This is a genomic window from Enterococcus sp. S22(2020), from assembly GCF_020295385.1.
In the GTDB taxonomy this organism is placed as follows: domain Bacteria; phylum Bacillota; class Bacilli; order Lactobacillales; family Enterococcaceae; genus Enterococcus_L; species Enterococcus_L dunnyi.
The window spans coordinates 22,832-37,925 of sequence record NZ_JACFUD010000005.1 but is presented as its reverse complement, the minus strand read 5'-3'; the positions used below and the strand labels follow the sequence as shown (position 1 = coordinate 37,925).

At 40.3% G+C, this 15,094-nt stretch carries 14 protein-coding genes; 2 read left to right on the top strand and 12 right to left on the bottom strand.

Annotated elements, in window-relative coordinates; translation table 11 throughout:
• Positions 1 to 191: 191 nt before the first annotated feature.
• The 4 genes from recG to H3T55_RS11245 form a co-directional block, all read right to left on the bottom strand.
• Positions 192 to 2,228 (bottom strand): ATP-dependent DNA helicase RecG, encoded by a 2,037-nt coding sequence (gene recG, locus H3T55_RS11260; RefSeq protein WP_225534541.1) that lies wholly within the window; start codon positions 2,226 to 2,228, stop codon positions 192 to 194.
• Between the two features lie 290 nt (positions 2,229 to 2,518).
• On the bottom strand, positions 2,519 to 4,192 hold the full coding sequence (locus tag H3T55_RS11255) for a DAK2 domain-containing protein (RefSeq protein ID WP_087641831.1): 1,674 nt from the start codon (positions 4,190 to 4,192) through the stop codon (positions 2,519 to 2,521).
• A gap of 67 nt (positions 4,193 to 4,259) precedes the next feature.
• The gene (locus H3T55_RS11250) at positions 4,260 to 4,622 is read right to left on the bottom strand and encodes an Asp23/Gls24 family envelope stress response protein (protein WP_087641830.1); all 363 of its coding nucleotides are present in this window, start codon (positions 4,620 to 4,622) and stop codon (positions 4,260 to 4,262) included.
• A 283-nt stretch (positions 4,623 to 4,905) separates the two neighbouring features.
• Positions 4,906 to 5,439, bottom strand: a complete 534-nt coding sequence (locus H3T55_RS11245) for a hypothetical protein (RefSeq protein ID WP_225534540.1) — start codon at positions 5,437 to 5,439, stop codon at positions 4,906 to 4,908.
• A 223-nt stretch (positions 5,440 to 5,662) separates the two neighbouring features.
• Here H3T55_RS11245 and rpmB point away from each other — a divergent pair, with 223 nt between their 5' ends.
• Positions 5,663 to 5,851 carry a 50S ribosomal protein L28 gene (gene rpmB / locus H3T55_RS11240; protein WP_010761898.1) on the top strand — a complete coding sequence of 63 codons (189 nt, stop codon included), beginning with the start codon at positions 5,663 to 5,665 and terminating at the stop codon, positions 5,849 to 5,851.
• A gap of 33 nt (positions 5,852 to 5,884) precedes the next feature.
• Here the strand turns inward: rpmB and H3T55_RS11235 are convergent, their stop codons facing one another.
• From H3T55_RS11235 to rsgA, 3 genes are read right to left on the bottom strand one after another with little or no spacing between them, the layout of a single operon-like run.
• Complete coding sequence (locus tag H3T55_RS11235; protein WP_225534539.1) at positions 5,885 to 6,538, bottom strand: thiamine diphosphokinase; 654 nt, start codon at positions 6,536 to 6,538, stop codon at positions 5,885 to 5,887.
• Positions 6,538 to 7,188 (bottom strand): ribulose-phosphate 3-epimerase, encoded by a 651-nt coding sequence (rpe, locus tag H3T55_RS11230; RefSeq protein ID WP_225534538.1) that lies wholly within the window; start codon positions 7,186 to 7,188, stop codon positions 6,538 to 6,540. Before rpe ends, H3T55_RS11235 begins: the two co-directional genes overlap by 1 nt.
• A gap of 38 nt (positions 7,189 to 7,226) precedes the next feature.
• Positions 7,227 to 8,123, bottom strand: a complete 897-nt coding sequence (rsgA, locus tag H3T55_RS11225) for a ribosome small subunit-dependent GTPase A (RefSeq protein ID WP_225534739.1) — start codon at positions 8,121 to 8,123, stop codon at positions 7,227 to 7,229.
• Positions 8,124 to 8,304: 181 nt separating this feature from the next.
• On the opposite strand from rsgA, the gene H3T55_RS11220 reads away from it, so the two are divergent.
• Complete coding sequence (locus H3T55_RS11220) at positions 8,305 to 9,288, top strand: choloylglycine hydrolase family protein (RefSeq protein ID WP_225534537.1); 984 nt, start codon at positions 8,305 to 8,307, stop codon at positions 9,286 to 9,288.
• Positions 9,289 to 9,332: 44 nt separating this feature from the next.
• Here the strand turns inward: H3T55_RS11220 and pknB are convergent, their stop codons facing one another.
• The 5 genes from pknB to def are packed head-to-tail and all read right to left on the bottom strand — an operon-like array spanning position 9,333 to position 15,088.
• Positions 9,333 to 11,528: a Stk1 family PASTA domain-containing Ser/Thr kinase gene (gene pknB, locus H3T55_RS11215; protein WP_225534536.1), complete on the bottom strand. Its 2,196-nt coding sequence runs from the start codon at positions 11,526 to 11,528 to the stop codon at positions 9,333 to 9,335.
• Positions 11,525 to 12,274, bottom strand: coding sequence for a Stp1/IreP family PP2C-type Ser/Thr phosphatase (locus H3T55_RS11210; RefSeq protein WP_087641816.1), 750 nt, complete (start codon positions 12,272 to 12,274; stop codon positions 11,525 to 11,527). The genes pknB and H3T55_RS11210 overlap by 4 nt, the downstream gene beginning before the upstream one ends.
• Before the next feature lie 15 nt (positions 12,275 to 12,289).
• Positions 12,290 to 13,654, bottom strand: a complete 1,365-nt coding sequence (gene rsmB / locus H3T55_RS11205; protein WP_225534535.1) for a 16S rRNA (cytosine(967)-C(5))-methyltransferase RsmB — start codon at positions 13,652 to 13,654, stop codon at positions 12,290 to 12,292.
• 5 nt (positions 13,655 to 13,659) lie between these two features.
• Positions 13,660 to 14,601 (bottom strand): methionyl-tRNA formyltransferase, encoded by a 942-nt coding sequence (gene fmt, locus H3T55_RS11200; RefSeq protein ID WP_225534534.1) that lies wholly within the window; start codon positions 14,599 to 14,601, stop codon positions 13,660 to 13,662.
• Complete coding sequence (def, locus tag H3T55_RS11195) at positions 14,594 to 15,088, bottom strand: peptide deformylase (protein WP_087641813.1); 495 nt, start codon at positions 15,086 to 15,088, stop codon at positions 14,594 to 14,596. Before def ends, fmt begins: the two co-directional genes overlap by 8 nt.
• Positions 15,089 to 15,094 lie beyond the last annotated feature (6 nt).

Below are 15,094 nucleotides of genomic sequence, written 5' to 3'. Positions count from 1 at the left end.
CTTTGTCTCACTCCTCATTTATCTTTTTTCCGAGAGACTGGCTCGTGCAGCTGGATCGAGAAAAGCGGAACAAGCCACTTAGACCTTAAACAAATTAAGAAAAAGACAAAAAGAAGCTCTCCATCTTTTCTTATTTTTTCTATCTATTGAAAAATCTGGTTTATTCCATTCAGCTCATTTATCAAAAAATCCTAATCAAAAAACTGTTGCTCCGCTTCATGAGGTTTGATTTTCTCAGCCGCTCCACGATACTCCGGCAGCAGCCACCACTGTTCTTTTTTCCAAATCGCACTCGCTTCCTGCCGTGCTACTTCCAGAATATTAAAATCTGTGACAATATCACCGACGGCAAATTGCGGAATCCCAGATTGTCTCGCACCGAATACTTCTCCCGGACCACGCAATTCTAAATCTTTTTCACTTAGTACAAAACCATTATTCGTTTCCGTCATGATCTTCATTCGCTCAACGCCCATTTCATTCTTAGGATTGGCGACTAAAATACAGTAGGATGCATCCGAGCCACGACCAACACGACCACGCAGCTGATGCAGCTGCGCTAAACCAAAACGATCTGCGTCCATGATCAACATGACTGTAGCATTTGGGACATTGACGCCGACTTCGATTACCGTCGTGGAAACGAGTATCTGCAGATTATTCTCTTTGAACTCTTGCATGATCTCATCTTTTTCTTGGTTCTTCATTTTTCCATGAAGCAAACCAACTTGATAGTCAGGATTGAAAAAAGCAGACATGTGTTCAAAAATCTCTGTTGCATTCTTGACATCCAGTGCCTCAGATTCTTCGATCAAAGGACAAATGACATACGCTTGATGACCGCACGCGAGTTCTTTTTGCATCCATTCCAATACCGTATCTAACTGTGGTGGGCGGATCCAACGTGTTTCGATCGGGATTCGTCCAGCGGGCATTTCATCGATGATCGACACATCCATTTCCCCAAAAGCTGTGATAGCCAACGTTCTAGGGATCGGTGTCGCTGTCATAAATAGAACATCCGGCTTCAATCCCTTTTCTCTAAGTATCCGCCGTTGATTTACACCAAAACGATGCTGCTCATCTGTGATCACTAGCCCTAAACGATGAAAAATAACATCTTCTTGAATCAATGCATGTGTGCCAATGATGATGTCGATTTCTCCTGATGCCAGTTGTGCTAAAATGTCACGTCGTTCCTTTGTTTTCGTCGAACCTGTCAATAAAGCTGTACGTACCTCCAAAGGATCGTATAGTTGTTGGAGACTTTCCATATGCTGCTGAGCTAAAATTTCAGTCGGCACCATCAGTGCACCTTGAAAACCAGCTGTCATCGTTGCATACAAAGCAATCGCCGCAACGACTGTTTTCCCGCTCCCTACATCTCCTTGAAGCAAACGCTGCATATGGTTGGCACTCATCAAGTCTCGGCAAATCTCATTCGTCACTTTCTTTTGTGCCGCAGTCAATTCAAATGGTAATTTTTTTGTAAATTCCTTTAAACGTTCAACATCATATTGAATACTTAATCCGTTCTTCTCTGCTTTCTCCTGCCGTTTCAACCCTTGCATTTTTAACTGAAAGAAGAAAAACTCTTCAAAAACGACTCGACGCTTAGCTTGATGACTTTCCTCTGGATCACGCGGAAAATGCATCGCAAAAATCGCTTCTTTTCTTGAAATCAGGCGATATTTTTCTAACAATTCTTCTGGTAAAATTTCCTGGATCAGTTCTCCATAGCTATCAAAACCAGCACGAATAAGCTGGATCAAACTGCTTTGCCGGACCTTTTTGTTCACATGATAAATCGGCGCAAAATCTTCCCCTTCATTTTTCGCAGCTAAGATCTTCATGCCGTTCAATGACTTTCTTTTTGCATCCCATTTTCCATAGACTGCAATCTCTTCCGACATTATGATTTTATCTTTTAAGTATGGCTGATTAAAAAAGGAAACGTTGATCACTGCATGGTCCTGCATCATCCGGAACATCAGTCGGCTCTTTTTGTACCCATATCGGCTAACAACAGGTTCAGAAACAACGAGGCCTTTAAGCGTCACTTTTTCTTGATCCTGAATGTCATTTAACTCTTTTTCCTGAATGTCTTCATAGCGAAAAGGATAGTAAGTCAGCAGATCTTCGATCGTTTGGATCCCCAGCTCTTTTAAATTCTCAGCACGCTTTGGTCCTACACCCGATAAGACACTGATGTCATCTGATAAATCCACTTACGTCCCTCCTCTCATCTTTAAAATACGAAATTTTTCTTCATTGATATTAATATAGCATTTTTATTCCTGTAAAAAAAGGGACTGAGACATAACTCTACGAGTTACAACCCAGTCCTTTTAAAATGAATGACAGAAACAGAAGTAACTACTTCACTGCGCTTCGATCATGTCAGCTAACGCATCCAGCTTCACTATTGTTCAAACAGCAAAGTGAAACGAGCAAAATTCTAAGTGCTAAAGTACTACGTGTCAAACACTTCTGTCCCGTTCTCTTTTAGATTTCTTGATTATTCAGCTGAAAATAAGTATGGATAAACCGGCTGTCCGCCTTCGTGAAGTTCTGTTTCCAGATCTTCAAATTCAGCAGTCAACGCTTCTGCAAATTGCTCAGCTTCCTTCATTGTTCCGCCTTCACCGACAATGATCGTGACGATTTCAGTATCTTCGTCGATCATACGTTTTAGCGTATCCAATGAAGCTTTAGCCATATCTGGCTCGGAAACGACGATTTTTCCATCGATCATTCCTAGGTAGTCATCTTTTTTGATTTCAACGTTATCGATCGTTGTGTCACGTACAGCTGTCGTAACTTGACCACTGACAACACTTTCGATCATTTCTGTCATCGTTGCTTTATTCTCTTCAAGAGATTGTTGATCATTGAAAGCAAGCATCGCTGTCATTCCTTGAGAAATTGTTTTCGTAGGGACAACAGCTACAGGAATATCAGCTACTTCCGCTGCCTGATCGGCTGCCATGAAGATATTTTTATTATTTGGTAAAATAATCACTTGATCAGCATTGACTTCTTTCACTGCTTTCAAGATATCTTCTGTACTTGGGTTCATTGTTTGACCACCGCTGATGATGTAGCTTGCTCCAAGGCTGCGGAATAATTCCTGAACGCCTTCTCCAGCTGCGATCGCAATTACCGCATAAGGAACACGCGCTTTTGGTGCAGCTGCAGCTTGTGCATCATGCTCAACCAATGTTTCATGTTGTAAACGCATATTATCAACTTTGATTTTAACTAATGATCCGAATTTTTGTCCGTAGTTCATGACTTCACCAGGATGTTCTGTATGAACATGAACTTTGATGATTTCATCGTCGTTGACAACCAGTAAAGAATCGCCTAGTTCGTTCAGGTAATTTCTGAATGTGTCATAGTCGAAATCACTATCTACAGTTGGACCTTCACCGATTTGTACCATGATCTCTGTACAATAACCAAACTTGATATCTTCTGTGGCAACGTGTCCGCTAACCCCACGATGATGTTCAGCATTGACCATTTCATCCATTTCGCCTGGTGTTGGTTCATATACTTCTGTAGCTAAAAAGTTACCAGATAATGCTTCTAAAAAGCCTTCATAGATAAATAGTAACCCTTGACCTCCACTGTCTACAACACCGACTTCTTTTAACACAGGTAAAAGATCTGGTGTTTTAGCTAACGCGCGTTTAGCACCTTTAACAACAGCTTCCATCACTTCAATACAATCATCTGTTTCTTTTGCCTTACGTTCACCTGAACGGGCAGCTTCACGAGAAACAGTCAAAATTGTTCCTTCTACAGGTTTCATTACAGCTTTATAAGCAGTTTCTACTCCATGAGTAAACGCTGCGGCTAAGTCTTGTGCATTCAGCGTAACAACGTCTGGAATTTGTTTAGAAAAACCACGGAATAATTGCGATAAAATAACCCCAGAGTTTCCTCTAGCGCCCATCAATAATCCTTTTGAAAGGACTGTTGTTAGTTCTCCAACTTTTTCAGAACGAGAATCTGCTACAGCTTTTGCTCCACTTGTCATGGATAAATTCATATTTGTTCCTGTATCACCATCCGGCACAGGGAAAACATTCAATGAGTTGACATACTCTGCATTGACATGCAGACGACTCGCACCAGCCTGAACCATTTCTTGGAACTGACTTGCACTGATTTCTGTTACATTCACCTAAAAATCCTCCTTTAGATTGCTGCTAATAGACGAAAAGTATTTCTTCTATTTAACAGTCGGCTGCCTAGTCAGGCAACACACGAACACCTTGTACAAAAACGTTGACAGAATTAGCAGTGACACCAAGTAATGTCTCAAGGTTGTATTTGACTTTTTCTTGTACATTTCGAGAAACTTCTGAAATCTTTGTTCCATAACTTACGATTGTATATACGTCGACCGCTACGCCATTTTCTTCTTGACGTACGACTACACCTTTAGAGAAATTCTCTTTGCGCAAAATGCCATTTAAATTATCTTTGATTTGGTTTTTACTAGCCATCCCGACGATTCCGTAGATATCTGTCGCAGCTCCGCCAACTACAGTAGCGATAACCTCATTGGTAATCTCAATGGTGCCTGCTGGTGTTTTTATTTTTACAGCCATTGATGAAAGCCTCCTTAAAGAGCATAATTGCCCTATTTTCTTCTATAATATTTTAACATAGCAACCTCTCAATGAAAAGGAAGTTAATTAGAATATTATAGAGTGTCTCACCAAATTTACCAATAATTGTACAATTTACATTGTTTGTCAAGAATTGTCAAACACATTTCTTCTTTCTTATCAGCAAAATAAACAGTTGTTTATCATAAAAAAAATAAAATCAACGACTCGTCCAGTGAACAAATCGTTGACTTTATTTTTTTTATACCTGTTATCGATTGGATCAAATTTCTTTGTAAACAACTCTCGTCTGTACTTTTGGACGAATCCCAGCTTCAAAGAAATTACTTATATCTGCAGCACCTGAAGATAAAACAAGCCTGTAAGTCCCTTGCTCATTCGGCAAAGATGGACTACACGAATTTTTAGCTTCTTTGGCTACAAGTAACGTCATCGTGATCGCTGACTTTTTACCATTCATCGTGTCCAACACATACCAACGGCTATTGCCGTTTGCTAGTGATGAGTACAAGGTTCCTTCAAACACAAATTGATCCTCACCGATCGAATACGCTAAAGTCACAGTAGTTTGAGTCTGATCAAGCTCTAGGCTAAAATCAGTAATATTCCCAGCATACGTCTTCTTACCTGAAACATCAGAATAAATAATTTCAGAATAAGCATTTGCATCCAACAACTCATATTTCCCATCTACAACAGCACTTGCTTTGGCTTCAGCATTGAATCCTAAAGTGAACACTACTGTCATCACTACTGCGAAAACAGATATAGATATTTTTTTAATACTTTTAGACATTTTTACACCCCCTAAAAGATATAATACAACACTAAAAACAATAAGTAAATATATTTTTAAAACAAATAGAACGTTTTAAATTACAAAAATCACTAGATTTTTGTATAACCATTTTTTATCCTATCTAAAAATCTACTTGCAAAAACCTGCTTTCTATGATAAATTAAGTTAGTATGAGCTGAAAACTATCGCTCCGAGATCAAAGCAAAGGAGGAAACTAAAAATGGCAAAAGTATGTTACTTTACTGGTCGTAAGACAAGCAGCGGCAATAACCGCTCACATGCAATGAACGCTACTAAACGTACTGTTAAACCTAACTTGCAAAAAGTTCGTGTATTGATAGACGGTAAACCTAAAAAAGTTTGGGTGTCAACTCGTGCTTTGAAATCTGGTAAAATCGAGCGTGTTTAATAGAAAATAATGCAAAAAGCTGAACGTTTCCGTTCAGCTTTTTTTATTTAAATCTCTGCTTTGAATCACAGCGATCATCCCTGAATCAAATGAAAACGATGCGCTGTTACCTACAAACTCATTACTGGCATAGGATGTCGGTATCGGAACATCCACATGATCCAAAGTATATTTGCTTTCTGTCAAGGTTAAGTTGCTGACTGGTGTCAAACAACAATAAGCGAGGTACGTCATTCCAACTTCTTTTGCGATCGAATAGCTTCCAGGACCGTAATACGTAATACTGTTTTGCCGATCCTTCAACTTAATTTGTGAAGCAAACGCTTGAAATTCCGGCTCTAACGGCAACCAAAGATTTGAAAGAAAATGATCCGCTCTGCCGCCTGTCGCACCAATGATCGTCATTTCCGCTTCAGGAAATTTTTCAAACGCTCTCATCAACGCTAGCTGAGTATCTGTAAAATCCTTTTCAGCTTGTGCCTGCTCGATTTCTCTTACTTCTTTTTTTACACGTTCAAACTCTTCCTGCCTCAACGAATCGAAATCGCCTACAGCTAAATCAAGTTTCCAGCCACGCTCTAAGCTATACAAACTACCACGATCGATCCCTATGATAAAATCAAACTGCTCGATCGAAAACTGCGGCCATTCTTTCGGCGAGCCGCCAGCCACAAGTAGTATATTCATCAGTCCAAGACAGCTCTCAATGCTGCAATTCTATCTTTAGGACTTTCAGAGTTATAAATATATGATCCCGCAACAAAAACGTTAGCGCCTGCTTCTTTACAGCGTCTCGCTGTTTCCGGCTCGATTCCGCCATCGACTTCAATATCATACGTATAGCCTTTTGTATCTTTCCATTCTTTCAGCTGGGCAATTTTGTTTAATGAACTTTCAATAAAACTTTGACCACCAAATCCTGGGTTTACTGTCATGATCAATACTTGATCTACTAAGTCCAACACATATTCAATCGCTGATAATGGCGTTCCGGGATTAATAACGACTCCAGCTTTTACACCTGACGCTTTGATCATTTGGACAGCACGATGAATATGAGGTGTAGATTCTTGATGAACCGTGATGATATCTGCACCCGCTTTAGCGAATTCTTCAATATAATTTTCTGGTTGAATGATCATTAAATGAACATCCAACGGCAATTTTGTAGTTGGACGGATCGCAGAAACTACATTTGGGCCTAAAGTTATATTGGGAACAAATTGCCCATCCATCACATCAACATGGATATAGTCTGCACCTAATTTCTCAACCAATTGAATATCTCTTTCCAAATTTGCAAAATCCGCGCTTAAAATCGATGGTGCTAATTTCATAAAAAAATCCTCCCTCATGTTCTGATTACGTGATTTGGTTATTTCTTTTTATACATTGGTTTGCGATTCTCGATCTCTGATAAAAACTGGAGATAATTATCATAACGTGTCTGCGCGATCTCACCAGTTTCCACGAGCGCTTTTACCTCACAGCCTGGTTCTTTTCGATGCATGCATTCACGAAACTTACATAAATGTGCCGCTTTGACAAATTCAGGAAATTGCTTTGGCAGCTCGGTTGTTTCCATTTCTAAAAAGTCAATTGAACTAAATCCTGGAGTGTCGGCAACTAAACCATCAAACAATGGTAAAAGTTCTACATGGCGTGTCGTATGCTTTCCTCGCCCTAACGCTTCAGATATTTCATTCGTTGCTAATTGCAGATCTGGAGAAATTTTGTTCAGTAATGTTGATTTTCCGGCACCAGACTGTCCCATAAATACAGTCAGTCGTTCTGGGAAAAACTGCTCCAATTCACGAACGGCTTCTTCATCACCTGTACTTGTTGCCGCAATCACTGAGTAAAGCTCACCATATACTTGTTGAATGTCTGCTACCTTGACTGCCTCATCACCAGTAAGCAAGTCGATTTTCGTTAAATAGATGATCGGTGTGATTTCCTTCTCCTCAAGCGTCACCAAAAAACGATCCAGCAAATTGTATGAAAAATTCGGTTCTACCATACTCATAACGATGACACCTTGATCCACATTTGCAACAGGCGGACGTACTAATTCATTGTGTCTGGGAAAGACTTCCAATAAATACCCGTCTATTAAACTATCGCTTTCAAACATCACCTCATCACCGACTAACGGTGTGATTTTACGGTTCCGAAAGTTGCCGCGTGCTCTTGTTTGATATGTCTGACCATCAGCATAAATGTAATAAAATCCGCTTAATGCTTTTCTTATTTGACCTTTCAGAAATGCCACCTCCTTAGTTTTTATTGGTTTCATTTTACCACATTCCCAAAAGTTATTGAACTTCTTCTCATATCGATATCATTCATTACTCAAGAATGGTTTCTTTTTACTTTTTAAGAGTTTGTAGACATACTATATCTATGATTCGTTGTATAATTGTTTTATTATCAATTAGCTTGGAGGAAAACATATGTGCACAAGTTTAACTTTTGAATCAACACAAAAAAATCATTTCTTGGCTAGAACGATGGATTTTGGTTTTGAGCTTGACGGAAGACCGATCGTCATGCCTAGAAATCATGCTTGGACAACTCATTTCGGACAAAAACAGCAGTCACCATACGGATTTGTCGGTACTGGCCGTAAATTGGAAGAGTATTTCTTTGCTGATGGTGTGAATGAAAAAGGGCTTTCCATTGCTGAGCTATATTTTTTAGATGAAGCAAAATACGTACCTGAACCTGTAGAGAACAAACTAAATCTTGCTCCTCACGAATTCATTCTTTGGGTTCTTGGCGAAATCGCAACGATCGATGAGCTAAAACAACGTATAGATGAAATCGCACTTGTGAATGCACCTGTCTCTCTTTTAGGGATCACCGTTCCATTGCACTTTATCATTACCGATCGAACAGGAAAATCAGTTGTCGTAGAAACAAATAGCGGAACGATCGAGATCAAAGATAACCCGATCGGCGTAATGACGAATAGTCCTGAATTTGAATGGCACTTGAAAAATTTGAATAATTACATTTTTATCAAACCAACAAATAACCCAGCGACTTCTATTGACGGCTATGAGCTTAAACCTTTTGGACAAGGCTCCGGCACTTTTGGTTTACCTGGAGGATATACCTCACCTGAACGGTTCGCCCGAACTGTTTATACACGTCATTTGACTGAAAAAGGCCAAACAACAGGAGATGCTGTTAATGCCGTTTTTCACATTTTAGATAATGTCACGATTCCAAAAGGCGTCAATATCAAAAATGATGGATCTGTTGATTATACTCAATATCGAGCGATTATGGATGTTGATGATCTTGTTTACTACTTGAATCCTTATAGTACCCAAGATGTATTTTCAGTTACCTTGACTGAAGAGCTTTTGACAGCAAACGAGCCTACGGAATTTGGTATCGAAGCTACATTTAAGGCAACTTCTTTAAATTAAAAAAATGAAGCAATCTCTTTTCAGAGGATTGCTTCATTTTTATTTTAGCTATTTTCACCGTTTGTATCATTTGTTTCATTAACAAAATTAACCGTGATTGTCGTCCCCTTAGGAACACTACTTCCAACACTCGGTGTGATGCTGACCGCTTTTCCTTTAGCCGTATCACCCGTTTCTTTGTAGTCTAAGCCGCTACTTTCAATCTGAGATTTGGCCTCTGATGATGATAGCCCAGAAACATTCGGCACTGTTACGTTACTCGGACCTGAACTAACTTTCAATGTGACTTTTGCATTGCCATTTAGATCAAATGATGCTCCTGCACCTGGGTCTTGAGACACGACTGTGCCTTTAGGCAAATCACTTTCTATGTCTTCTTTAGCTATCTGGCTTTGTTTAATACCTAGACCCAACAACGCATTTACTGCATTGTCATACGTATAACTTTCTGCATAGCTACCTAGAATTACTGTATTTGATTCTGAACTCGATTGCGTCGTTTTATCCGGTCCAGAGCTGACCACTAAGGTGATTTTGCCCTTTTTCGGATTAAATGGATTACCTGGTGCTGGATCTTGTTCCATAACAAGCCCTTTTTCTACTGTATCGCTAGCTTTATCGACACGTGAGATTTGACTTGATTTAATACCGTAGCTCAACAACTCTGCAACAGCATTATCATAGCTATAGCCTAGGCTTGCATAATTTGCCAGATAAATATCATCTGGCCCTTCACTGACGACCAACATGATCTCATCCGTTTTTGGATCGACCTCTTCACCAGCGTCAGGTGTTTGACTGATGACCTTGTCTTCGTCTACCTGAGTGTCTGTTTCTCTAGTGATTTTGATTTGGTTTTCTTTGAACCCTTGTTCACCCAACTTGTCGATGGCATCTTTGTAGCTCTCACCGGTAACATCAACTAGCTTGATTTTCTTATTTCCAGAGCTGATATACAACTCGACTTCACGATTTTTCTTTACAGTAGAGCCCATTTCAGGATTTGTTTTAACTACTTTTCCTTCTTCGATATCATCACTTTGCACTTGTTTGGACTCTGATTTGACTTTCAAACCAGCACTTTCCAGCATCGTCCGAGCTTGTGCTTCTGTTTTATCAGACACATCTGGAATTTTGACTTCACTACTTCCTTGACTGGCTAGATACACAACTCCACCAATCAATAAAGCTAGGAGAAAAATGACAAATACAATGATTCGATTTCGTTTTCTTTTCTTCTTTTTCACTTGTGCTTCTGCTTCTTGCTGCTCGATTTCTTCATGTTCATTGCGTTCTTCAGGGGGTGTATCCATCGCAGCAAACGCTGAAGGCATGCTCATTTCATCAGTGATCGGCGTTAAGATCTTTGTTTCGCCAATCAAACCCGTAGGTTCCCACTTTGGCTCGTTCAGACGATTTGCCGCAAGTACCGTATATAGATCTCGGGACATTTCTTCCGCAGTTTTATAACGATCTGCTGGATCTTTTGCTGTTGCATGCAACACCACATTTTCTAATGATTGCGGTATATTTGGATCGACCATTTTAACAGAAGGGATTTCTTCTTGAAAATGTTTTAACGCAATCGTCACAGCTGATTCTCCATCAAAAGGGACATTTCCAGTCAGCATTTCATATAAAATGATCCCAACTGCATACACATCGGATTGGTTTGTCGCCATACTCCCTCTGGCTTGTTCTGGTGACAAATAATGAACAGAGCCCAGCATCGTGTTTGTCTGTGTGATCGATGTTTCAGTCAAAGCAATGGCTATCCCAAAATCGGTGATTTTCACTACGCCGCTTTCATCCATCAAAATATTTTGCGGTTTCAAATCTCTATGAATGATCCGATGTTCGTGTGCCAAAGAAACCGCTGATAAAATTTGCTCCATGATATCTACGATTTTTGCATATGGAATCGGATATTGTGTCTGGATATATCGCTTTAAGTCCATTCCTTTGACATATTCCATGACTAAATATTGAAGCCCATCTTCTTCACCAACGTCATACACACTGACGATATTCGGATGAACCAATTCGGTAGCTGCTAAAGCTTCTCTTTGGAAACGGCGGATCGCTGCCTGATCGTTTTGAAAGTCAAAACGCAGTACTTTGATTGCGACATCACGATCCAAAATCAAATCATGGGCTAAAAAAACATTCGCCATTCCGCCACTACCGATATTGCCAATAATGTGATATCGACCATTTAATTTTCTGCCGATTTCGATCATTGGTTTGCCTCCTTCTGTTCGTCAAAATGGATTACCAAAACGGTAATATTATCCGCTCCGCCTGCTTCATTGGCTTGAGTGATCAACGTTGACACTTTTTCTTTTAGTGGTTTATCTGAAAGTATGATCGCTAATATATCCTCTTCAGAAACCATATTCGTCAACCCATCTGAACACAATAAAATATAATCATCTGGCACCCAAAGATGATTCGTTACATCTACTTCGACAGTCCCCGGCATGCCTAACGAGCGGGTCAAAACATTTTTCCGCGGATGATTGGCTGCCATTTCACGGGTAATTTCACCAGATTTTACCAATTCGTTCACTAATGAATGGTCTTCTGTCAGCTGAACCAACTGCTCATTACGTATTAAATAGGCACGGCTATCGCCAATATTCGCCAATACAAAGGATTGTTCCAACAACACTGCGCTGACGATCGTTGTCCCCATCCCTAAATATTCTGGTTGGGACTGTCCTTTTTGATAGATCCGCTCGTTTTCATCTTGAATTTCTTTGATCAGCCACTGTGCTGCTTTTTCTGATGTTTCAATTTGACTTTCCTGCCAGCGTGCCCCTAGATTATTCACTGCCATTTGGCTAGCAACATCACCAGCTTGATGACCGCCCATTCCATCAGCCAAAATCGCTAAAGCTAGACCCGTCTGATTCTCAAATAGACCAGCATAATCCTGATTCGTATTTCGTCTCCGTCCGACATCTGTTTGAAAATTGATTTCCACTCTGCTTCACCTCGTTTAACAAACTTTCTGCATACAACAAATAAAAAAGCCATCTGTTCCTAATTGATGCGGGTATAATGTCAGCATTTGATCTTTAACAGCAGTCTGTACAAGGTCATTGGCTTTCACATCGATTTTTTTAAATTCAGGGTGCTTCTCTAAAAATGCTGCAACAACTTCTTGATTTTCTTCTTCGGCAATCGTACAAGTGCTATAGACCATTATACCCCATTGTTTCAATGTTGGGGCAACACTTTCTAGAATTTCCAGCTGGATTTTTGGCAGCTGTTCAAAATCTTGTGCTGATTTATGGTACTTGATATCCGGCTTTCTGCGCATCAAGCCTAACCCAGAACAAGGTGCATCGACTAAAATTCGATCAAAATAGTCAGCAGGAAATTCTTCGCCAACCTTACGTGCATCTAGTTTTTCAGTGTCTACTACCTCTTTCACATGAAGACGTTCTGCATTTTGTTTGATCAATTTTATTTTATGATCATGAATATCTAATGATTTTACACGTCCACCTTGCTTAGAGTCTAAAAAGGTAGCAATATGAGTCGTTTTTCCTCCCGGCGCTGCACAAGCATCCAGCACAACATGATTTTTTTCGATTTGCATCGCTGGTGCCACCAACATTGAACTTTCGTCCTGAATGGTCAGCTGTCCAGCGCCAAATAGATAGCTGCCGGCTAAAAAACCTTTGTCCGCTACCACACCATAAGGCGAAACCCGACTGGCTGAAGCTTCGATATGATCACGTTTCAACTCATCCAATGCCTCTTCAATGCTGATTTCATTTGTATCAACACGGCCGCTGACATGGCTTTTTTCAAACAGAGATAAGCCCAACGTTCTTGTTTCTTCCACGCCCAATTGCTTGATCAGTTTTTCTGTCAGCCATTGCGGCATACTGATCTCGACCGACAAGCGTTTGATAGGATCTTGGATTTTTTCTAAGCTTGGCGCGCCTTCACGCTGAAACGCCCGCAGTACGCCATTGACAAATTTACCGATGCCGCTATTTCCACGATGTTTCCCAATTTCGACAGCTTCATTGATGATCGCATGATCGGGTATTTTATCTAGAAAAACGAGTTGATATACGGACAAACTAAGCAAATTCTTGACCCAACTATCGACCTTTTTAGGGTTTTGAATAAAAGGTGTTAAATAGTATTCTAATAATAATTTGTGGCTGATCGTGCCGTAAACAAGCTCTGTAAATAAACGACTGTCTTTTTCTCCTAACGCAGAGCTATTGATCATTTCATTTAATAATAGATTGGAGTACGCTCCTCCATTATCCACACGTTCGATGGTTCTCAATGCCACATAACGTACGGAGTTCTTCACTCGTGCTGGTATTTTTTTACCCATTCTGATCAGCCCACCTTATCTGCTTCTGCTACTGTTTGACCTACGCCATTCAAGAAATCTTGAACAGAGAGTTTTCCTTTACCAGAGGGCTGAAGGACATTCACAGAAAGCACTGTTCCTTGACCACAAGCGATCCATAGCTCTTTTTTACCACGTTTGACCACCGTTCCAGGAGCAGCTTTTGTCGTCTCCGTTAAAGGTGTAACACCCCAAATTTTCCAATTACTCTCTTTATACGTAGTGAAAGCTGTCGGCCAAGGACGCATTCCACGCACTTGATTATCTACTTGTTCAGCTGTTTTATTCCAGTCGATCCGTTCTTGCTCTCTTGTGATATTTGGTGAGAAAGTCACCTGATCTTCTGCCTGAGGGATCGGCGTGATTTGGTTGTTTAAGAGTTTTGGTAATGTGTCCAGCAATAATTCTTTGCCTACAACACTTAAACGTTCAAACATTGTACCGACATCATCTGATTTAGTGATCGGAATAGCTTTTTGCGAAAGGATATCCCCAGCATCCATTTTTTTGACCATTTCCATGATCGTCACGCCTGTTTCTTTTTCTCCTTCAATAATAGAATAGTGAACAGGTGCTCCGCCACGGTATTTAGGCAGTAAAGACGCATGAACATTGATCGCGCCAAATTTAGGTGCTTGTAGAATCTTTTCTGGTAAAAACTGTCCAAAGGCAGCTGTGACAATTAAATCCGGTGCCAGTTCGATGATTTTATCCATCTCAGCAGATCCTGAGATTTTTTCCGGCTGTAAGACAAGCAATCCATGTTTGACTGCAGCTTCTTTGACTGGTGTTGGCGTGATCACTTTTTTCCGTCCTACTGGTCGATCAGGCTGTGTCACGACTGCTTGGATCTCATAGCCATTTTCGATCAAGCCTTCTAAAATAGGGACTGAAAACGCTGGTGTTCCCATAAATATAAGTTTAGTCATCTAAATGTTCCTCCATATATGCATCTAAATCTTCCGGTTTGATCGGTTCGATGATCTTATCGATAAATAATTCTCCGTTTAAATGATCGATTTCATGCTGAAAAGCTCTAGCTAAATAACCATAGGCAGTTACTTCGATCTCATCTCCTTCACGATCGAAATACCGAACCGTGACTTCTTCTGCCCGCTCAACCGTTCCATAGGTGCCCGGAATGCTTAAGCAGCCTTCAACATCGACATCCGTTCCTTTACTTTCAATGATTTCAGGATTGATCAATTCAAACAACCCCGTTTCCTCGTCGACTTCGATCACTGCAAGTTGAATATTTTTACCGATTTGCGGCGCTGCCAGACCAATTCCGTCATGAGCAATCATTGTTTCATACATATTTTCTAAAATAGTGATGGTTTCATCCGTGATCATAGTGACCGGCATTGCTTTTTGCATCAAACGTTCATTGGGATGTATCACAATAGGATAGCGCATAAAAAT

Coding starts and splice junctions, on each gene's coding strand:
- rpe (WP_225534538.1), bottom strand. CDS start 7,188: ATGAAATTAGCACCATCGATTTTAAGCGCGGATTTTGCAAATTTGGAA.
- rsmB (WP_225534535.1), bottom strand. CDS start 13,654: ATGGGTAAAAAAATACCAGCACGAGTGAAGAACTCCGTACGTTATGTG.
- H3T55_RS11245 (WP_225534540.1), bottom strand. CDS start 5,439: ATGTCTAAAAGTATTAAAAAAATATCTATATCTGTTTTCGCAGTAGTG.
- rpmB (WP_010761898.1), top strand. CDS start 5,663: ATGGCAAAAGTATGTTACTTTACTGGTCGTAAGACAAGCAGCGGCAAT.
- def (WP_087641813.1), bottom strand. CDS start 15,088: ATGCGCTATCCTATTGTGATACATCCCAATGAACGTTTGATGCAAAAA.
- H3T55_RS11250 (WP_087641830.1), bottom strand. CDS start 4,622: ATGGCTGTAAAAATAAAAACACCAGCAGGCACCATTGAGATTACCAAT.
- H3T55_RS11220 (WP_225534537.1), top strand. CDS start 8,305: ATGTGCACAAGTTTAACTTTTGAATCAACACAAAAAAATCATTTCTTG.
- H3T55_RS11235 (WP_225534539.1), bottom strand. CDS start 6,538: ATGAATATACTACTTGTGGCTGGCGGCTCGCCGAAAGAATGGCCGCAG.
- pknB (WP_225534536.1), bottom strand. CDS start 11,528: ATGATCGAAATCGGCAGAAAATTAAATGGTCGATATCACATTATTGGC.
- fmt (WP_225534534.1), bottom strand. CDS start 14,601: ATGACTAAACTTATATTTATGGGAACACCAGCGTTTTCAGTCCCTATT.